The organism is Methanosarcina sp. UBA5 (genome assembly GCF_002505485.1).
Lineage (GTDB): Archaea > Halobacteriota > Methanosarcinia > Methanosarcinales > Methanosarcinaceae > Methanosarcina.
The window spans coordinates 1-20913 of sequence record NZ_DAVG01000067.1; the positions used below are offsets into that span (position 1 = coordinate 1).

Consider the following 20913-nt stretch of genomic DNA (forward strand, 5'->3'; position numbering starts at 1 on the left):
CCTTCACACAATCGATTTGTGTGAGGAAAATATACGATGCATTTATTATATATAAATTTTATCCTGCAAAGGAGATTGAACGATTATGAAAGAGGGAAATGAGAAGAGTTGAAGGGTTTCAAAAGAATAGTACTTTCGAATCCTTAACTTTGTCTGTTTTTATGAGCCATTGTTTCAAAAAACAATGTTCACAGGCGCCTTCTGATTCCGTTTTTCAGATTCGTTTTTTTCGGCACCTTTAAATTTCGTTTTTCAAGTCCCGTTTTTCAAACTTCGTTTTTCATTCTCTGAGATGTCGTGTGACACCTTGAGAAGCAACCCTAGAATGGGGTATTTAGTATAAATAGTTTTCCGCCCAGAACTTAAAAAACAAAACTTAAATTTAAATATTAAAGAACTCTCGTGGGATTTATATACTAGAAATTTACATTTAAATAGATGATTACCATGAATATAAGAACTGAAAGAAGGGATCGATTTTTACATCGAACCTATGAAGAATAAAAAGGTAACTGTTTTTGACACAACACTGCGCGACGGAGAACAAACCCCTGGGGTATCTCTAACTTCTGCACAGAAGCTGGAAATTGCCCGTCAACTTGACAAACTCGGGGTAGACATTATAGAAGCTGGATTTCCTATCTCATCAGATGGAGATAAAGAATCCGTAAAATCGATATCTAATGCCGGACTGGATCTTGAAGTTTGTGGACTTGCCCGTGTATTGAAAAAAGATATTGATGCCTGTTTTGATAGTGACGTCGGACTTGTGCATACTTTCGTCCCTACTTCTGAAGTACAGCGGACATATACCATCAAAAAAAGCCAGGAGGAAGTAATTCAAATGGCTGTGGAAGCTGTTCAGTACATTAAGGATAATGGGAGAAAATGCATGTTTTCTGCAATGGACGCTACGAGGACCGAACCTGAATATCTCAGAGAGGTTTTCAAAGCAGTGCAGGAGGCAGGGTGCGACATCATTAACGTGCCAGATACTGTTGGCGTTATGGTCCCATCCGCAATGTACAGGCAGATAAAGGATATCGCGGCTGAAATAACGATTCCTATTGATGTACATTGCCATAACGATTTCGGACTTGCTGTAGCAAACAGCCTCATGGCAGTCGAAGCAGGTGCATCCCAGGTTCAGGTTACAATAAATGGAATAGGTGAAAGAGCAGGAAATGCCGATCTTTCCCAGACAGTCATGAGCCTGACATCAATCTACGGGGCAAAGACGAATATTCGGACTGAGTATCTTGTAGAAACCTCGAAAATGATTGAAAACTATACTGGAATCAGGCTACCTCCGAATACACCTGTAGTGGGTCAAAATGCCTTCTCCCATGAGTCAGGAATCCATAGCCAGGGAGTACTCGAAAAATCCGATACTTTCGAGCCTGGAATAATGACGCCAGAAATGGTAGGGCACAGACGGCGTATTGTCCTTGGTAAACATACAGGTAAGCATGCAGTAAAGCAGTCTCTCGAATCTGCAGGTATAATCAGCAATGACAAGCAGCTCGATGAAATTGTATCCAGAATTAAGGAGATTGCAAATAAGGGAAAGCAGATTACAGATGCAGACCTTTATGCGGTTGCTTCTGCCGTGCTTGGGAAAGCAAGTTCTGAAGATGAACTAATTAAACTCAAAGAAGTTTCTGTAATGACAGGAAATATCCTGACACCAACTGCAGTAGTCAAAGCAGATATCGAAGGCAAAGAAATCATTGCAGCAAAGACAGGGGTTGGCCCTGTAGATGCCGCCCTCAAAGCAGTAAGGGATATTCTGGGAGAAAGTAACCACTTCAGACTCCAGGAATTCAGGATCGATGCAATTACAGGTGGAGCAGATGCCCTTGCAGATGTATATATAGGTCTCGAAAATGAGAAGGGCAGAGTTGTAACTGCAAGATCTGCAAACCCAGATATAGTTATGGCCTCTGTAGAAGCCCTTGTAAATGCTATGAACCTGCTGTATAAGAGAGAAACAAAAAGCTAAAATTGACGACTTGGGCTGGTTAAAACAGACTGGCTGGCTCGGGTGCTATAATTAAAAAACAAAAAACCGGATAAGAGCTGCATACTCATTTTCGGGTCTGTATTCCATAATCATGTATAAAAAGTAAAATAAAATGAGATGGAATACAGACCCATGCCTTATCCAATTATTGATTCTCATTGCCATCTTGATTTTCCTAAATTCAACCGCGATAGGGAAGAGACTATTATCCGAGCCAGAGAGGCAGGAGTTGTCGGAATGATCAACTCCGGAATTTCCCTGAAAGGCAATCGCATTAGCCTTGAACTTGCGGAAAAGAATGAAGATATTAATGCCACGCTTGGCCTGAGTCCTGATATTGGCAGGGAAGGTACGGATAAAGAGATAAATGATATTCTTGCCCAGATTGAAGCCAATGCAGAAAAAGCAGTTGGAATCGGAGAAGCAGGCCTGGATTTTCAGGACTGCAAAACAAAAGAGGAACGTGAGAGGCAGACTGCTGCATTCAAAAAAGTAATTGAGCTTGCAAAAGATCTGAACAAACCTCTTATAGTGCACGCCCGGCTAGCTGAAGCGGAAGTGTTGAAACTTGTTAAAGGCGTGGACACGGTAATCTATCACTGCTACAGTGGTTCTATTGAGATCATGCGGGAAATCGTGGATATGGGATACTATATTTCCCTAGCAACTCTTGTCTGCTTTTCTGAACATCACCAGACTCTTGCAGAAGCCGTCCCGCTTGAAAACCTGCTTTTGGAAACCGACAGTCCCTTCCTTTCTCCCCGCAAAGGCAGAAATGAGCCGGCCTTCATAGCAGATTCCGTTCCGATAATAGCGCAACTTAAGGATATGGAGCCGGCAGAAATTGCAAAATCAACTACCGAAAATGCGCGAAGGGCATTTAATATCTAAGTTCTCAGACATAATTCTCAAACATATTAAAAACAAAGAAGAACTGGAAAGCAATACGGAAAGTGTAAGAAAGGGAAGCGAGGAAAAAGGAAAGAAGAGTGAAAGAGGAAGAACTATGGAAGTCCGGTATATTTGCCCTACAGCTTATGATTCTAGTGTCTATCTGGTAAATGGAAAAGTCTTGATTGACGCGGGAATGAGTAGCGACCTAATTATCAAGCAACTGGAGAAATACATCAAACTTACAGACCTGAAACTTATAGTCCTGACCCATTGCCATTATGATCATGCTGCGGCAGCAGCAGCTATTGCAGAAAAAAGCGGTGCAAAAGTCGGAATACATAAAGCTGACCTAGAAGGCATAAACAACGAATACCTCAGCGTGTCCACGCTTTTCGGAGACCGGGCTCCTGCGGTCAGGCCCACAATTACATATGAAGAAGGAGATAAAATCGACATAGGAAATGGGGAGTACCTGGAAGTAATCCATACGCCGGGTCACTCAAAAGGAAGCATCTGCCTCTATGAACCGGTTTCAAAAAGTCTCTTTTCCGGGGATACTGTATTTTCAGGCGGGGGTTTCGGAAGAACGGATTTTGAAGGTTCAGAACCTGAAAATATGGCTAGCTCAATAGAAAAGCTCACAAAACTGGATGTAAAAAACCTGTACCCTGGACATGGAGCCCCTACGGATAGGGATGGGAACAACCAGATTATGGCTTCCTACAGGATGTCAAAAATGATGATGGGAGAATAAAAACGATCCATGAAGGCTGTCCAAGAAGATGGCCCATTGTGAAAACAGTCCCGCTACCTGTTTAATCAGAAGTTAAAGAATGAGGAGCTTAAAAGTAAATTATGGCAAAAGATGAAGTAGTTTCAAAAAAGGATAAGAATTTGAACTCGAAAAAACCGAATAAAGAGGGATTGGGTAGAAAAATCGGTTTTTTTGTCCCAAAAAAAGCTGAAAAAAAACAAAAAATAAAAAAAGAAGCTGAATCAGGGACGAAATCCAGAATAAAAGTTGAAAAAGCCGAAGGAAAAAAAACCGAAGTAAAGTTCTCAGAAGTAAAGTCCCAGACCGAAGAGGGAAAAAAACCGGAGAAAAGATCCAAAACCAAACACGGGAAAAAAGAAAGGAAAGAAAAATCAAGCTCTTCACGCACACCTGTATTGAAATTTCTTCCAATGAGCCTTGAGGAAGTGAAAACTCGCGGCTGGAAAGAACTTGATATTATTCTGATTTCTGGGGATGCCTATGTAGACCATTCCAGTTTCGGCACGGCAATAATAGGAAGAGTCCTTGAAGATGCCGGTTTCAGAGTGGGAGTAATTGCCCAACCGCGCTGGGACAGCCCTGAAGACTTCAAAAAACTTGGAAAGCCAAGGCTCTTTTTTTCCGTAAGTGCAGGAAATACTGACTCTATGGTCAGCAACCTGACCCCAGGCCTGAAGCCGCGAAATAAGGATGTTTATTCCCCTGAAGGCAAAGCAGGGCTTCGTCCGAATCGCGCCGTGATAATTTACTCAAACAGGATAAAAGAGGCTTTCCCTGAAGTGCCTATAGTGCTGGGAGGCATTGAAGCTTCATTACGTCGCTTTGCCCATTATGATTATCTTTCGGATAAGGTCAGGCAATCCATTCTGGCTGACGCACCTGCTGATCTCATAGTTTACGGCATGGGAGAACTTCAGATCGTAGAAATTGCAAAAAGACTGCAAGCCGGGGAAGATGTTAGAAATATCAGAAATATTCCGGGCACAGTCTGGAAAATGGAAGTCAAAGCCTGGAAAGAGCTCAAAGAGAGAGCTGAAAAGTCAGATAACACGCCGAATAAACAAGAACAAGATAAACAGGCAAAGGACAAATCTGAGAAAAGGGACAGGACGATAGCTGAGGATAAAGCTGAATTTTTAAAGGAATATGTCGAAATCCCTTCCTTTTTAGAGGTTTCTCAGGATAAAACAGCCTTTGCAAAGGCTTTTCGCATGTATTTTACGGAACAGAACCCTGTTACTGGAAAAGGGGTAATCCAGCCTCACCCAAAAACTGTAATTGTGCAGAATAGGCCAATGCGCCTCCTTACAGAGGCTGAAATGGACCATGTATACGAACTGCCGTTTACTGGCGAAACACATCCTTCCTATACTGAACCCATTCCTGCTCTGGAAATGGTAAAATTCTCTCTTACAACGCATAGAGGCTGTTTCGGAGGCTGTGCTTTCTGTGCAATTACAGAACATCAGGGGCGCATGATTGCAAGCCGCACTATCGAGTCCGTATTACGTGAAGCAAAAAAACTCACAGAAAGACCGGATTTCAAGGGCATTATAAACGGAGTTGGCGGCCCAAGTGCGAATATGTACGGCATGGAATGTAAAACCTGGGGGAAAAAAGGAGCCTGCCTAGAAAAATCCTGCCTTTATCCTCGCATTTGCCCTGCTCTGGATACCAGCCACAAAAAGCTGCTCGAACTCTTACGCCGCCTGCGCGAACTTCCGGGAGTCAAACAGGTCTTTACAGGTTACGGGGTACGCTATGATCTGGCTCTTAAGGACGAAGAGTATCTCGAGGAACTTTGCGCTTACCACATCAGTGGACAACTGCGGATTGCACCTGAACACTTTTCAAGGCAGGTCACCAATGCGATGTGCAAGCCCGGCAAAGAAGTCTACGAGAAATTTACCCAAAAATTTACAGTTCTCAACCGGAAGTGCGGCAAAGAACAGTACATCGTAAACTACCTGATGTCAGGGCATCCGGGCTGTACTCTTGAAGATATGATAGAAATGGCAGAGTATGTACGGGACCATGGAGGCTACACTGAACAGGTACAGGACTTCACCCCAACACCTATGACTGTCTCGACATGTATGTATTATACAGGACTGGACCCGTTCACAGGCAAAAAAGTATACGTCGCAAGAGGCAAGAAAGAAAAAGCCATGCAGAGAGCCCTTATGCACTATAGGAACCCTGCAAATTATGAGCTTGTATATGAAGCTCTCGAGAAGGCAAGAAGACTTGATCTCGTAGGAAATGCCTATAAGTGCTTGATAAGAAGAAAGGAAAAACGGCAGAGGTAAGCGACAAAGGTAAAGTTGTTTGTATAGAAATTAGAGTAAATCAATGGTAGTATACTGAAAATTCTGTAAATTCTAATTTGCGATACATATGCTTTGTTGTAAAAACCTATGTGAAGTACACATTAACTCTGCCTATGTGTTTCTTACTATTTTTTTTACGTTTGATGTTCTGTCAAGTTAACGAGTGCTAGACAATTTATAGGGTCGACAGTAGCTGGAAAAATTTCATAGAACCCGTAAACTTGACAGTACCTAAATTCAAAAAATTTATTAATTGTAATCTCTTTTTAAAAATGGTGAAATAATGCTAGAAATGAATAAAAGTGACTTAGAATGGGAAGTTCTTCAAGACCCACTTATAATTGAAGAAATAATTCCAAACGAATGTATACCAAAAAATTCTGTACGTATAGTAGTAGATAGAACTGATTCTTACCAGATAAGAGCCGTTTTAACAGCCATCGAAGAACGCGGACCATTGACAGCAGAAACAAACACAAAATGCTATACACGTTTATATGAAACATCCCCCGGAGAACATATAGAACCATTTGATATAGAAGGGAGAGATCAATATGGTTCAAAAGTAGAATTAAAAAAATGCTATGTAACTAGTAGAAGTTCTCAAGAAAATTATTCAGAAAATTCGAAAAAAGTGGTAACATTTAACATTATAGTATATGAAATAAATATCGACAAAAATAGTGATTATGATACTTCTTGTTTATCAGAATGGTACCTAAATGGACCAGATAAAGAAGTAATTTTTCCAAGAGAAACTTTAAGATTACAAAAAAAAGATTCTGATATAATAGAGAGAAAAAGAGTTTCAGTTAATATCACAGTTGATGAAGCCATACGACTAAGCATCCAAAGGTCTTCAGAGATGGGGCGTGACTTTGCGCTTATAACCTTAGATGATATAAAATTTATAGTTGCAAGAGTGCCAACCCAGTTTGGTCCTAAGTGGTCAAGAAATATAAGTATAGAATATAGAAAGGAGTTCGGTTCAATCCCTGATAGAGAAAAAAGAGAAGCTATCAGTGAAATAGTTAGCTTTGTGTTAGGCACGCAACTTTTGAATGTTGGATTTACAGAGTATGATAATGAAGGACAAACGTTGGCGTATTTCGCGCAGCCTTCATGGGGAGAGGCATACTCAAGATCAGTTTGTGAAAATATACCGCTGTCACCATTTAATTTAGGAATTAAGAGTACTATAATTAATGAAGAGAAAATTGAAGAACTACTGTGTGGTCTTATTCCTAAATATTTAAATAAAAGAGACAAACTGGGGCTGAAAGAAGCTTTATGGAGATATTGGATATCAAGAGATAACCCCCTTGGAACAAATCTTCCAGTTCTTTCCAGTGCTCTAGAACTTATAATGAATAAGTGGTTTAAGAGTGAAAATTCAAAAAGTAATGGACTCTGGATACCAAATGGAGATTTCAACGATATAATTAAGGAAAGTTTAAGCGTTGCTGAAAAAAAGATTGACGAGTACATCGAAAATAAGATCAAAAGTTTAAGTCCAGAAAACAGCAATTCATTGGAAGCTCAAGAAATCGAAGAGTTGAAAAAGCCAATAATGAATAGTATATGTTATTCAAATGGAATGTCTATATCTAAGCAATATCTAGCCTTTTTTAAAGAAATTGGACTTGAAAGTGGGCCAGTTGAAGAAAAAGCAATAAATGCTAGGCATGCTATGGCACATGGCAATAAGATGGACATTAAAGAATTTGAAAAGATGGAAAGGTGCACTCGTGCTTATCAGACACTTTTTCATAGAGTGTTCTTAAAAGTTTTAGGATATGAAGGAAGGCATATCGATAGATCGGTAATTGGGTTCCCAGAAAAAAATATAAATTTACCATTAGGAAAAATAAACAAGCTGGATGTAGAAACTCCTGCTTTAATTCCTAAAAAATAAGGTTATTTCGTAAATCAAACGAGGCAGTATCACGAATTTGCTGTGAATTAAGTCGAATTTTTGTATACTCTGGTAAAAATTGAGCTTCTGATATGAAATATTCTACTCAATTACTCTCTAAGACTTGTTATTTTACAGAAATTATGCACACTGCCAAATCAATGATTCTTTCTTAAACCAGTTGTAAACAACCCACATAATCCTCTGACGTAAGCATGGTTGGGTTCACCTTCACAAACCCTGACACTCACGCCAGAAAGCCCTCAATTTCCCGCTTACCTGCCCACAATAAGTGTCCAGAGGTCTTTCTTTGATCTCAATTGACAGGTTTGCCTCACCATCCCAGCTAAAATGGGCAACTATTCCGTTTCCTTCAAGCACGCCGGAATTTCCGGATGAAACCTCGATTCCATAGGCCTGAAGTTTTTTCTTCATGCAGGAAAATACTTCAAGAGTCACATTTTTGAATTTAATCCCCTGGCAGCCCTCAGTATCCAGTTTCCTTTCGCCCATACTTCATCACAGAGTTTTCCCTGGCGAGCCGTGGCACTCTTTGACAAATTCGCTTATTTTCCAGGCTGCAGTTTCATAACTGATAATAAAGGGTTTTTTCTTGATTGTGACTATAAGTTTTGACTCTCCATCCCACTCAAAGTCTGCAGCAACACCCTGTCCTGAAAGTTCTCCTTTATTACCCGGTGGGACAGAAACGCCCACATCCTGAAGTTTTTTCTTCATGCAGTTAAAACCAGCAGGTGAAACATTATGGAAAGTTATTGATTTATTACTCACGGTTCTTTCCTCCTAACTTACTTGCAATACTGACATCTGAGTATAGTACTTAATAAAAATAATCATTTAGAAGATAAAAATATACTGTTTAAAAGGATAAAAACCCTACTATTATAAAGATAGAAAGATAATATGTGTATTTCTAATGGCTATTCTCCAAGGCTGGAAAATAATAATTAAGTCGAAAAACGACCCTGAATAAAAAATTAATAAAGATAGAAACCAGTTAAGAGAAACCAGTTAAGAAAAACAAGACAAATAACTGGAATCACATGTAACTGGACAAGTAGGTAAATTACACCATTGCCATTGTCACGAGTTCTACAATATCAATAACCTCGATATTTCCACCTGCGTCCCTGAGATTTCTCACGCAGAGAGGGCAGGAGGTTACAATGTAATCCACGCCTTCCGGCACGTCTTGAAGCCTGTTTTTTGCAAGCTCAAGGGAAATATCAGGATACCCTGTCCGTACCCCGCCTCCCCCGCCACAGCAGCGTGCATTTTCTTTAATGTTTTTCATTTCCTTGAGAGTGGAAATTGCCTGGATAACCTTTCTTGGAGCGTCATAAACCTTGTTATGCCTGCCCAGGTGACAAGGATCATGATAGGTAACGGTAAGGTCAAGTTTCTTCAAATTGAGTTCTTCCAGATGTTCGGCAAGGAATTCAGGAAGGCTGATAACCCTGAGTTCTTCAGGGTAGTTGTTCTTAAGCGTTGTATAACAGCCTGCACAGCTTGTGATAATCGTGTGCGCCCCTACTTTCCTGATCTGCTCAAGGTTGTGCTTCATGACCTTTTCTGCGTCCTCCTTAAATCCGGTACGCAGGAGTGGAGAGGCACAGCACTGCTCATCAGGCAGGAGAATTACTCCAAACTGCTGCAGAATTCCAAATGTTTTTTTAGCAAACTCCGGGTAGCGGTAGGAATCAAAACAGCCCACGAAATAGACATAATCTGACTTCTCAGGGAGTTTTGAACGTTCCGTTTCAGAAAGCCAGTGTTTACGGTCTTTCGTTTCCCCGAAAGAGTTTCCGTATGTTATAATTGTCGATTTCAAGTTTTTCTGCGCGTCAGTTGTGATCCCGCATTTCACAAGCTGAGCCCGGGCAGCTTCTACTACTTCAGGAGGGTTTGCTCCGGCAGGGCATTTGGCAGCGCAGATGCCACAGGTTGTGCACGAAGCCAGGCTTGGAAGCATATCTTCGGAAGGGGACATACCTTCAAGCAAACTTTTAATGATCAGCATTCTGCCGCGCGTATTAGCAGATTCCCATCCTACCACGTCAAATACAGGGCAAACCGAGCGGCAGGTTCCGCACTGCACACATCTATAAACCGACCTGCGGTCAACCTCAAAGGACTGCTTTTCGCCCTCGTTTTCATTTATTTTGATTTTATCCGGCTTTTTTGCCTGCTCAGTTTCCTTTCTTCCTTCGTTTTTCATGATTTTCACAACCCCAGTTTCCCCGGATTTAGTATTCCTTTCGGGTCAAGAACTTTTTTAATTGCGCGCATTACCTCAAGAGCAGGTCCCCATTGAGCTTTCATGTATTCGGCCCTGGCTGCACCTACCCCATGTTCGGAGCTGACTGTGCCCCCAAGCTCAATCGCTGTCCTGTGGATAAGATCTGCGGCTTGGTTCAGGCGATCCCATTCATCTTTATTCAGAACATCAATGAAGAGAGCAAGGTGCAGATTCCCGTCTCCTATATGCCCGTATTTCATAGCAGGCAGGTTGAACTTCTCAGCAATTTCCTGTGCTCGTTTTAACAGTTCAGGAATCTTCTTTATGGGAACTCCCACATCTTCTCCGACATAGATGCGGCTCTTTGTTGGGTCCAGGCGGGAAACCGCAGCTCCTACGAGTTTTCTGGCTGCCCAGATATCTGCCATTTCCTTTTCACTTTCTGCAAGCCTTATGGAAAGAGCAAGGGGAGCACAGACTTTCATAATCTGCTCTGCAGCTTCACGTGCCGAGTTTTCAGTGCCGTCAACTTCAAAAAGAATCACATCGCCTTCCGAAGGAAGTACAAGGTTCGGGTCGTAACGTTTGAGAACCTTCAAAGAGACTCTGTCCAGAATCTCGCAGGCTGAGGGAATGACCCCGTTTGAGAAGGTTTTTACAACTGCCTGCCCTGCAACTTCCGCATTTTCAAAAGAAGCGATTACCAGTTTTCGAGTTTTGGGGAGAGGAGCAATCTTCAGGCTAGCTTTCGTAACAATGCCGAGTGTACCTTCCGAGCCTACAATAAGCTGGGTCAAATCATATCCTGCAGCGGATTTCAGCATCTTTGAACCGGTGTGGATAACTGTCCCGTCCGCAAGAACCACTTCCAGATCGCGGACATAGTGTCTGGTAGTACCGTACTTAACACAGCGCATTCCGCTTGCATTGTAACCTATCATACCCCCGATAGTGCACATAGCTGAACTGCCAGGATTGGGAGGAAAGAAAAAGCCATAGGGCTTTAGCGCCTCGTTTAAAGCATCCTGAATAACCCCAGGTTCTACCAGGACCTGAATATTATCAATATCGATTTCAAGAACCCGGTTCATACCCGACATATCCAGCACAATGCCCCCTCCAACAGGGACTGCACCGCCTGCAAGTCCGGTGCCTGCTCCTCTTGCAGTTACAGGAATCTCGTTCTCGTAGGCAAGCCTGACAATCCGGCTTACTTCATCTGTGCTTTTCGGGCGTACCACGTAATCAGGCATTCCCTTGACCTGGGATGCGTCAGAAGAATAACAATAAAGTTCCGAAGGCGAGACAGAGAGTCGTCCACCAACGATTTTTTGAAGTTCTGCAGTTATATTCATTCTAGACCTCAAATTGAAATTCAGATGTGAAAAATAGAATTTCTGTCACGGCTGGAGACAGACAAGTGAAAGATGAGTTGCAGCAGATAATCAAGATTAATAATATATAAAAATATATCATCCTTCTTCCTTCTGAAAAATACCATTCTCCTTCTGAAGAGTTACCATGGAACAAAACGTAAAGCTGAGTACCCTTCAACTTCAGAAAAACGAGGAGTAAAAGAAACTTTCAGGAAAAAGTGCAGGACAAACCTTTACATTCTGGTAGACATAAGAGGACAAACATGACACAATACTTTGAGATAGAACAGAGAGATGGAGCAGCAAGGATCGGAAAACTCCTGCTGTCTCCCGAGCTTCGTACGCCCTGCATTTTTAGTACGGCAGAACTCGGAAAGCTTGAAACCCCTGGCCCTGTTGTTGATGCAGGGAGTTTCTGGGGCGTGAAATCCGATGCAGAGCTTGAAGCATACGTAAATCAAATTCGGGAAAAAGCAGGAAATGGGACTCTCATAATCCTGCCGCATCAAGCTTACCCACCTGCTATTCCAGCTGAATCCCTCGGGAAAGTCGAAAGACTTACTGCCCGTAATGGCGAAAACGTTGAAGATACAGGCCCTACTGGCTCTCTCCTTAGAATAGGAGGAAAGCCTGAGAAGACCGACCTGTATGTAATGGAAGGGGCAGGTACCCTGGAAAATAATGCCCGGAGATTTCTCGAGACCGTAATAGAGCTTAAAAACCAGATTCCCCCTGATACAGCTCTTTATGCTCCAAAACTTGCACTTCCTGAAAATATAGCTATATTAGTCTACCTCGGAATTGATATTCTAGACGATACCAGAGCCGAAATTGCGGCCTATTCAGATATCTACCTTACAGCAGCAGGCAGCTTTTATCTTGACTCCCTGACAGAATTTCCCTGCAGGTGCAGTGTATGTTCTGCAAGTACACCCGCAGAACTCAGGAAGCTCCCGAAAACCGAGAGAGCAAAGTTCCTTTCAGCTCACAATAGAAATGCACTCGAAGCCGAATTGTCTCTTGTTAGGGAAAGGATAAGGGCCGGAATATTGAGGGAGTATGTTGAAGGCCAGTGTAGGGTCAGACCCTGGCTCACAGCCTTATTAAGGCTTGGAGATTTTGAATATTCTTACCTTGAGGAAAAGGTTCCTGCTTTTCGGCAAAACCAACTGCTTGCAGATACTTCAGAAGCCTTGTCTAGAGTTGAGGTGGTAAGATTTGCCCGGCGTATACAGGAGAGGTATACACCTCCGGATCTTGAGATCCTCGTACTTTTCCCATGTGCGGCTAAAAAACCTTATTCAATCTCCCAATCCCATCAAAAGTTCATTCTGGCGCTTGGGAAATATAGAAAATTTGTCCATGAAGTAATTTTAACCTCACCTCTTGGAATAGTACCAAGAGAACTGGAATTGACATACCCTGCGTCCCATTATGATACTGCGGTTACAGGGCACTGGGACGAAGAAGAAAAAGCCTGGGTTTCCGGCTGCCTTGAAGCTTATCTCTCAAAATACAGATACAAGGCCGTAGTTGCCCATGTAGAAGGGGCTTATAGGGAAATTTGTGAACGAGTGGCAGACAGTCTCAATATTGAAATAATCTATACTGCCACAGGAAGTCTTGTGTCTATGGAAGCGCTTTCAAACCTCAAGAGGACAGTTGAGTCTCTCTACGCATCCGAAAGCTTCAGCAAGAAAAGCCTGAACGCCGAAGAAGGCAAGAAAAATTTCCTGAGAGCAATTGCAGAATATCAGTTCGGAGAAGATGCTGCACTTCTTTTCTCTGAAGAAACCGGAAAGCTTGCAGTCAAAGGCCGATTCCCCAAGTATCAGCTCTTTTCCGGAAAAAAACAACTTGCAACCCTGGTTCCTCAATACGGAATGCTTGCCCTTTCCCTCGAAGGGGCTGAAAGGATGCTAAAAAGTGAGAAATATTTGGTAAAAATTGATGATTTTCTCCCACGCGGTTCTATCCTTGCCCCAGGAGTTACTGAGGCATATCCGGGAATACGGCCTAATGATGAGGTAATTGTGCTTGGGAAAAAAGCGCTCTGTGTAGGGCGAGCTGTGATGAGCGGAGAGGAAATGGTAAAATCCAGTAGAGGAGTTGCAGTGGATGTCAGGCATATCAAGAAACTTTGAGCTTGCATGCAAAATTCTAAAATAATTTTTACAAAAATAAGGTCATAAAATATAAGTTCATTAAACATGGACTGCAGGACTTCAGATAGACTTTACAAAGAGTTATTCCTTTCGAAGAAATAATAAAATGGCAGGAATATATTAGATATTATGATAAGGCGTTTTGCACCTGAGGACTTCCAGGAAGTAGTTGAAATTGAAAGTGAGGCCTTTTCGGAGCACAACTCCCTCTTATATATGAGTTTTTACGAAACCGTGGGGGATGGCTTCCTTGTCGCGGAGCAGGATGGAAAAGTTGTGGGGTACGTAGTAGGCTACCGTTCCGCAGAAAACGAAGGGCACATTTTTTCTGTCGGTGTCAAAGAGGAATATAGGGGAAGAAGAATAGGTACATCACTAATTCATGCTATCTGTGATATATTTGTTGCAAACGGGCTTCGATACGCAAGGCTCGAAGTGAGAAATAGTAACAAAAGAGCACAAAAATTATATATGTCTATAGGATTTGTATCCTGCTGGACCGAGAAAAAATATTACTCCGATGGAGAGGACGGGATGGTGATGAAGATGCACCTCCACCCTTACCGCCTCCTAATTTCAAAACAAAAGCATCTGGAATCTATAATTTCAGATAACGAATTCTTTGTCACCTTCAAGAACCCTATCAGTTATTACCCATGAGCTTGATGACGGAATTCATCGATTCCCTCATATGAGCTGGTGTTTCCTCAAAGATAGGGTCGTCCCGGGACATGAGAGTTGCAAGTTCGCCTCCTAAAATAAAAATTGCGCGCTTGTGATCTGCCTTGCTCCGGTGAATGTGTACAGGGCTTATGGATAAAGCCTTGTAATCATCGAATTCGTGCGTTACCCCGTGTCTTTCAAAATATCTCTTCATTTGGGCCATATATGTGTGTAGTTGTATGAGCTCTTCCTTGTGCATAGCGAACAGACCTACAATTTTACAAGATCAATTTAATATTATCTTGAATCGGATAAAAGAATTATCCGCGGAAATGAACTTCCTAGTTTTGTATGATAAATTTTTCTATATAATGTATATGATAAATAATGAAGGATTATGGTAGAAAGTATGAAGTTTAGCACTATAGTGTGAAATGATGCCAAATCGTGGTGACCCCATGAGCCCTATATATAAATATTACACATAAGAGGATAGTCCGGATAGAATTGACTTTAGAAGTAGAAAACATAGGAATATTGTTTTTAGAAAATCGAGTGGGGAAGAGTCAATAACTCCTGGAAGAAAACCAGGTTTTAAAAAATAAAAACACTTGAATCAAGAAAAAAACAAAAAAGAGAATAAAAACTTGAAAAAATGAAAGAGAAGCTGGAAAAAGAAAAAAGGGAAGCTGGAAAAAGAAATGGAAAATTTATAGGGTAAAAACGGAAGAAGATTAAGCACTAGGGCAGAAAAAGATGGAAAATTAAAGGTAAGAGAGGGGAAAATAGAGAGAAATGGAGATTAAGAGAAAGGGGGTAAAGAAAAATAAAGATTGAAAAACAGGAGTGAAAAAGAATGAATATTGAGAGAAGTAAAGATCTCTCAAAGCATACTTGCGGTCAAAACTTCCATATCAGCAGGAACCTTGGCTATGTTCCCTATCTTTACACCTATAAGGTTCTTAATTGCGTTACTTGAAGCAATATCAACGAGCCTCTGAGTAATTACGCCATCAAAAACTATGCTCTGGATGTTTTCCTTATAGGTTTTCAGCCTGCTCGCAAGATCCCGAACCGCAATCTCCTCTATTACCTTATCCTGGGAGTCGAGAATTCTGGCCGTTAAAGTTCCTTTCAGAGCTTCAACATGAGGCCTGAACCTGGCTGCTTCAGGAGAAACTGGGAGTGTCTTTACTGGGGCAGGAGAGACCCTGACCGCCTCACCCCCAGGAACTTTAACGGCCGTCGAAACCTTCTCGGCAGGCTTTTCTCTGGGAACTCTGACGGCAGCAGGAACTGCCCTTGCTGAAATATGAGGTTTTGTGACAACAGATCTTGTTTTGACTTTTTCTGGAGTCGCAGGAATTATTTCCGAGACTTTTTCAGCAGTTTTCCCAGGAAATTTTTCAAAAGTTTTTATAGGTCCAATTCCTCGCGTTTCTTCTTCCGGAAATTCCTCTCCGTAAAGGTCTGACTTTGGAGAGACCCTGTGAACCTTAATACGCTTATGCAGCTTCTTTTCAGTAATTCTGGGGGCAATTTCAGGTGCCCTTGTCTTTCTTTTGGAACCCCTTTCCACTCTGCAGGCACCTTCTTCACCTTCCCTCTCCTGAATTCCATACTTCTCGATGATCTGTTCTACAGGAACTTTCCGACGCAGAGCTCGTATAACTTCTTTTTGGACAAGATCCTCTACACATTTTCCGTCGGGGGCACGGGCAACGTAGTCGATATCTGCCACTTGCAGGAGCTCACGTATTATGAGTTCTCCTCCACGATCTCCATCCGTAAAAGCTGTTACTGTTTTCTTTTTAGTGAGCTCTGCAACTTCTGGAGGAATGTTTGTTCCCCCTACGCAGATGGTATTCTTTATACCATAGCGAAGCAGATTCAGAATGTCAGCTCTTCCCTCAAGAATAATAATGGCATCTGAGTTAAGTACATTCGGCCCACAGGGAATTCTGGACTTTCCATAGTAAGTGAGTTCATCAACTCTGACGGACTGTCGGACTTCATCAGCCAGCTCCTGAGATTCGGGCACTGTCTCATCAAACATTTTGGTAAAAATGAGTTTTGCCCTTTCAATGATCTTCTTTCGCTTTACAGCTCTTACATCTTCTACCTGGAAAACCTCGATTTTGGCGCTGCAGGGTCCCACTCTGTCAATGGTCTCAAGTGACGCGGCAAGAATTGAGGTTTCGACTTTATCAAGGCTTGAGGGAACAAAGATATTTCCTTTGGTCTTTCCTCCTTTAGCCGTAACCATTACCTCGATCCTGCCAATCCTGCCAGTTTTTTGCAGGTCACGAAGATCAAGATCAGCCCCAAGTAATCCCTCAGTTTGCCCGAAGATCGCACCTACGATATCAGGACGTTCAATTACCCCATCCGCATTAATTTTAGAATGAATGATGTATTTTGTAGTATCTGTATTTTGCATGTGAATTCTCCTCATATATTGTGAATGATTTATCGTGATAGTTTTATAAAACTAAATTCCATAGGAATTTTATTCATAGCAATCACAATTGATTGCTTTTGTGAATTAGATCCGTCGAGTTTCCTGATAATACAAACTATTCTCTAGACTCCGAAAACTCGTAAAGCTCTGGACAACGCAAAAATAGTAAAAAATCAGATTTCATACCGAATCAGGAATAAAACACCCTTGAAGAGGCAGATTTAAGAATTAATTATAACTGTAGCCGGAAAGATAGTTCCGAACCTGCCTAGAGTTTCCATTTATACTTATGCCAGGAGACATGATCCGGCAGAGTGCCAGAAATTTACGTTATCTTGGGGAGTTCTTACCTTATGAGAACCTAGTAAATTCCCAGACCTGCATTATAGCCTAGCTTAAGGCTCTCTTAGATTAAGAATCTCTTAACTTTCAAGTGAGCAGGCAATAATACCTGCGTTGTTCCTGAGGCTTTCCAATATCTGCCCGAAAGCCCTTTTCCTAACATAAGTTTTTATTATGACCCTGAGATAAACTTCAGAGCCGAAAGCCAAAAGATGTGTTCACTTTTCAATTAGCCTGATAACTAAGGTTTTCAATAAATACCCTAAAAGCGGGTAATCCGGGCATGAAGCAGATATACGCCAGACGCCCTATCCCATAGTTTAGGGGCTCTGTAGTGATAATTGGTAAGCGGTAAATGAAATACGCATCAGGCTTATCGAGAGCACTTTTTGACTTTTACTTCATGGGCGATGATATATGAATTCCAGCTTTACGTTGAATGGTTATTTTAACCCTGAGTGATAATGTAGTAAATCTGAAGTTTTTATTATATTTGCATGTGAATTAGTTACATTGGATTATCTTTACGAATTTAGCAATGATGAATAGGTGAAGTTGTTAATCAATGATATAATCTGACAGAACAGTTCCCTCCCGCCTTTAAAGGAATCTCGGCAAATGAGGACCCCTGTGCGTCATATATTAAACTCATGTATTTAATGCCGGCAGGCTTTAAGAACTTTGTGGTTATTTAAAGAGTTTTATCAAATCAGAATCATTTTTTTGTGTCTGATATTTTGGAAATAAGATACTTTGAAAACGATTTCAGAAGAAGTCTTTTAGAACAGGTCAAAATAAATTGAGAAAGTGCGATAAATAATATGGCGGAAAAATTTAGAAAAGTATATATAAAAAAAAGGACTTGTAAAAAATTGAACGGGCGAGACATAGAAACTTTTTTATGTACTAACCCCCCACTCCCAAACTCGCTCGTTCAGACCCCCTTGAATATTTATGAGTAATTTTCGCGCTTTTTCCAGACTATACCAAAGGCCTATTTTCACTTGGAAAGGGTAGACTCAAGTGACTTGTCTTTCAAAAAGAGCCTGATTAAATAGACTTGAGAAATCACTTTGAGAATTCCCCGCTTATTAGCCTGAAAGCTTTTTGGTTGCTTAAAAACTTATAATAGGCGTTAAACACAATTACTGAGAGTATGGGAAGCGATTTTGGCACAGAAAGCGCTGCAGATAAAATCCAGAAAGCAGCCGGAGCTAACGGAAAATATCAGGAACCGGTATCCGCACAGAACCCTGAAAGAAAAGATCCTGTAAAAGTGATTATTATAGGAGGAGGGGCCTGTGGCATGGCGGTTGCTACCAAGATTCGAAGACAGAGCGATTTTGAGATTACCGTAATTTCAAGAGATTCCCATACTGCTTACAGCCATTGCGGAATCCCTTTTGTTCTGAGCCGGGAAATTGAGAGTTTTGAAAAATTAATAGTGAAGCCCCAGGATTTTTTCAAAAAAAATCGGATAGACGTCAGGCTAAACGAGTGTGCCAGCTCAATAGACCTGGATTTAAAAGTTGTTCGAACAGGAGAAGGGACTTATCCTTTTGACAAGCTCGTTATCGCCACAGGCAGCCTACCCTTTATACCTCTAACAGGCAGCGCAAATATTCTACCTTATGGTGTTTTTACTCTGAGGAGTCTTGATGATGGAGTACTTTTTGAAAAAGCCCTGGAAACTGTTGAGAAAGTCTGCATAATAGGTGCAGGAACAATAGGAATAGAGTGTGCAGCGGCCCTTTCGAAAAGGGGAATTAAAACCTTCCTCATAAGTAGAAGCAAAAACCTGCTTTCCAGACAACTGGATCCGGACATTTCAGAAATCATTAGGGAATATCTGGAAAGTCTCGGGATTGAGGTCATCTCCGGGGAACTTGCGACTTTTCCTGATAATTTATGGAGGGAAAAAACACTATACGTAGGAGATAGGCAGCTTCCTGCAGATCTAGTGCTTCTTGCAAGTGGGGTTAGACCTGAGGTTTCTCTTGCCCTGGAAGCCGGGATCGAAATAGGGAAAGCTGGAGGGATAATTGTAAATGAAATGCTCCAGGTTAAGGCAGGAGAAGAATTTCTTCCCTATGTGTATGCAGGTGGGGAATGTGTGGAAGTAACGGACTTTATAACAGGGGAAGCAGAGTTAAGTCAGCTGGGCACGACAGCCCGACATATGGCCGATATAATCGGTAATAATATCATAGGAAAGCATACTCCTCTCGGGCCGCTTGCCAATCCCTGGATAGCCGTGGCAGGAGATTTACAATTTGGCGGAGTTGGCATTACCTCAAAAGAGGCTGAAAGCCATGGAATAAAAATAAGCACAGGATTTTCCCGGGGGCGTACAAGAGCTTCCTATTATCCGGGCCGGAAAGACTTGTACATTAAACTCCTGTTCAAAGACGATGTTCTGGTTGGTGCGCAGCTTGCCGGAGGAGAGGGGATAAAGGAAAGGATCGATACCCTTTCCCTTGCAATCCGAAAGAAGGCTACCGTTAGAGACCTTCTTGACCTGGAAACTTGCTATGCACCACCGGTCTCTATGCTTGTGGACCCTCTCAGGCCAGCTGTAAAAGCCGCAATCCGGAGTATAAAGGAAAAGAAAGGAAAGGAAATGGAAGGAAAGTAAAAGGAAGACAGCAGGATAGAGGAAGATGAAATCAGGAAATGTGGGGGAAGCAGGAAATGTGGGGAAAGCAAATGTTAGAGATCGACGGCTCTTACGGTGAAGGTGGAGGGCAGTTGGTCAGAACGGCTATTGCTCTTTCCGCAGTCACCGGGAAAGAGATAAGGATTACGAATATCAGGAAAAACAGGCCAAATCCAGGCCTGAAGCAGCAGCATTTAAAGGCTCTGGAAACTGCAGCTAGGATCTGTAAGGCTCGGATTTCGGGACTTTTTCCAGGCTCTACTGAGCTTTCTTTTGCTCCAGTAGAAATAGAGGGGGGAAAATATAATATTGATATTGGGACCGCAGGAAGCATAACCCTGCTCCTTCAGTGCATTATGCCAGCCCTGCCGTTTGCGAAAGAAGAGGTTGAACTCACGGTAATAGGAGGAACCGACGTGGCCTGGTCTCCGACAATGGACTACCTGCAGCATGTTACCTTCAGGGCTCTGGAGCGGCTTGGATATTCAGGCAGCGCAACTCTGAAAGAACATGGCTACTACCCCAAAGGGGGAGGAAAAATTTCAGCTTATTTTAAACCGTGCAGGCTGCGAGGATTTCATTTTTTAAAAGAAGAGGAACAAATCAAGGGAATTTCTCATGCCTCGAATCTTCCGGCTCATGTACCTTTACGCCAGTCCGAAGCGGCCAGTACAAGATTAATGGAGGCCGGATATCCTTCTCAGATCGAAACTCAATCCTTTGAAGCTTTTTCCACTGGAAGCGGGATAACCCTCTGGACAGGCTATATAGGCGGGAGTGCCCTTGGGGAAAGAGGGCTTCCCGCAGAAAAGGTAGGCAAACATGCTGCAGACGAAATTATTCCTGAACTTAAAGCAGGAGCCTCGGTGGACATCCATCTGGCAGACCAGCTAATACCGTACATGGCTCTTGCAGGAAATAGTTCTTACACCGTCCGTGAACTGTCTCTTCATGCTACGACAAATATCTGGGTTACTGAACAGTTTCTGGATGTCAAATTCAGGATAGAGAAAAAAGAAGGCCTTTTTGAGGTATCCGTGGGTTGAAAGAGGA

General features: G+C 42.1%; 15 protein-coding genes. 9 read left to right on the forward strand and 6 right to left on the reverse strand.

Features of this window, described 5'->3' with window-relative positions:
• The first annotated feature begins 493 nt into the window (after window positions 1-493).
• From BP621_RS06595 to BP621_RS06615, 5 genes are all read left to right on the forward strand, one after another.
• On the forward strand, window positions 494-2002 hold the full coding sequence (locus tag BP621_RS06595) for a 2-isopropylmalate synthase (RefSeq protein WP_292388651.1): 1509 nt from the start codon (window positions 494-496) through the stop codon (window positions 2000-2002).
• A gap of 138 nt (window positions 2003-2140) precedes the next feature.
• Entirely contained in the window at window positions 2141-2914 is a 774-nt protein-coding gene (locus tag BP621_RS06600; protein ID WP_292388652.1) for a TatD family hydrolase, read from the forward strand.
• A gap of 115 nt (window positions 2915-3029) precedes the next feature.
• Window positions 3030-3671: an MBL fold metallo-hydrolase gene (locus BP621_RS06605; RefSeq protein WP_292388677.1), complete on the forward strand. Its 642-nt coding sequence runs from the start codon at window positions 3030-3032 to the stop codon at window positions 3669-3671.
• Between the two features lie 431 nt (window positions 3672-4102).
• Window positions 4103-6001 carry a YgiQ family radical SAM protein gene (locus BP621_RS06610; protein ID WP_292388678.1) on the forward strand — a complete coding sequence of 633 codons (1899 nt, stop codon included), beginning with the start codon at window positions 4103-4105 and terminating at the stop codon, window positions 5999-6001.
• Between the two features lie 304 nt (window positions 6002-6305).
• A complete protein-coding gene (locus tag BP621_RS06615) occupies window positions 6306-7937 on the forward strand; it encodes a hypothetical protein (protein ID WP_292388653.1) in 1632 nt (543 codons plus the stop codon).
• Between the two features lie 231 nt (window positions 7938-8168).
• Here BP621_RS06615 and BP621_RS06620 read toward each other — a convergent pair whose 3' ends face one another.
• The 4 genes from BP621_RS06620 to BP621_RS06635 form a co-directional block, all read right to left on the reverse strand.
• Window positions 8169-8450 carry a hypothetical protein gene (locus BP621_RS06620; RefSeq protein ID WP_292388655.1) on the reverse strand — a complete coding sequence of 94 codons (282 nt, stop codon included), beginning with the start codon at window positions 8448-8450 and terminating at the stop codon, window positions 8169-8171.
• A gap of 6 nt (window positions 8451-8456) precedes the next feature.
• Complete coding sequence (locus tag BP621_RS06625) at window positions 8457-8729, reverse strand: hypothetical protein (RefSeq protein WP_292388656.1); 273 nt, start codon at window positions 8727-8729, stop codon at window positions 8457-8459.
• Window positions 8730-9024: 295 nt separating this feature from the next.
• The gene (locus tag BP621_RS06630) at window positions 9025-10176 is read right to left on the reverse strand and encodes a (Fe-S)-binding protein (RefSeq protein ID WP_292388679.1); all 1152 of its coding nucleotides are present in this window, start codon (window positions 10174-10176) and stop codon (window positions 9025-9027) included.
• Window positions 10177-10181: 5 nt separating this feature from the next.
• Window positions 10182-11552, reverse strand: coding sequence for an FAD-binding oxidoreductase (locus BP621_RS06635; RefSeq protein WP_292388657.1), 1371 nt, complete (start codon window positions 11550-11552; stop codon window positions 10182-10184).
• Window positions 11553-11836: 284 nt separating this feature from the next.
• On the opposite strand from BP621_RS06635, the gene arcS reads away from it, so the two are divergent.
• Together arcS and rimI are read left to right on the forward strand one after the other, a co-directional pair.
• Entirely contained in the window at window positions 11837-13717 is a 1881-nt protein-coding gene (gene arcS / locus BP621_RS06640; protein WP_292388658.1) for an archaeosine synthase subunit alpha, read from the forward strand.
• Window positions 13718-13867: 150 nt separating this feature from the next.
• Window positions 13868-14398 carry a ribosomal protein S18-alanine N-acetyltransferase gene (gene rimI, locus BP621_RS06645; RefSeq protein ID WP_292388659.1) on the forward strand — a complete coding sequence of 177 codons (531 nt, stop codon included), beginning with the start codon at window positions 13868-13870 and terminating at the stop codon, window positions 14396-14398.
• On the opposite strand, the gene BP621_RS06650 is transcribed toward rimI, so the two are convergent.
• Window positions 14382-14660, reverse strand: a complete 279-nt coding sequence (locus BP621_RS06650; RefSeq protein ID WP_292388661.1) for a UPF0058 family protein — start codon at window positions 14658-14660, stop codon at window positions 14382-14384. The genes rimI and BP621_RS06650 overlap by 17 nt on opposite strands.
• Before the next feature lie 624 nt (window positions 14661-15284).
• On the reverse strand, window positions 15285-16841 hold the full coding sequence (gene dnaG / locus BP621_RS06655) for a DNA primase DnaG (protein ID WP_292388662.1): 1557 nt from the start codon (window positions 16839-16841) through the stop codon (window positions 15285-15287).
• A gap of 1519 nt (window positions 16842-18360) precedes the next feature.
• Between dnaG and BP621_RS06660 the strand changes: the two genes are divergently transcribed.
• Both BP621_RS06660 and rtcA read left to right on the forward strand, forming a co-directional pair.
• On the forward strand, window positions 18361-19839 hold the full coding sequence (locus BP621_RS06660; RefSeq protein WP_292388664.1) for an NAD(P)/FAD-dependent oxidoreductase: 1479 nt from the start codon (window positions 18361-18363) through the stop codon (window positions 19837-19839).
• A 71-nt stretch (window positions 19840-19910) separates the two neighbouring features.
• The gene (rtcA, locus tag BP621_RS06665; protein ID WP_292388680.1) at window positions 19911-20906 is read left to right on the forward strand and encodes an RNA 3'-terminal phosphate cyclase; all 996 of its coding nucleotides are present in this window, start codon (window positions 19911-19913) and stop codon (window positions 20904-20906) included.
• The last annotated feature ends 7 nt before the right edge of the window (window positions 20907-20913 follow it).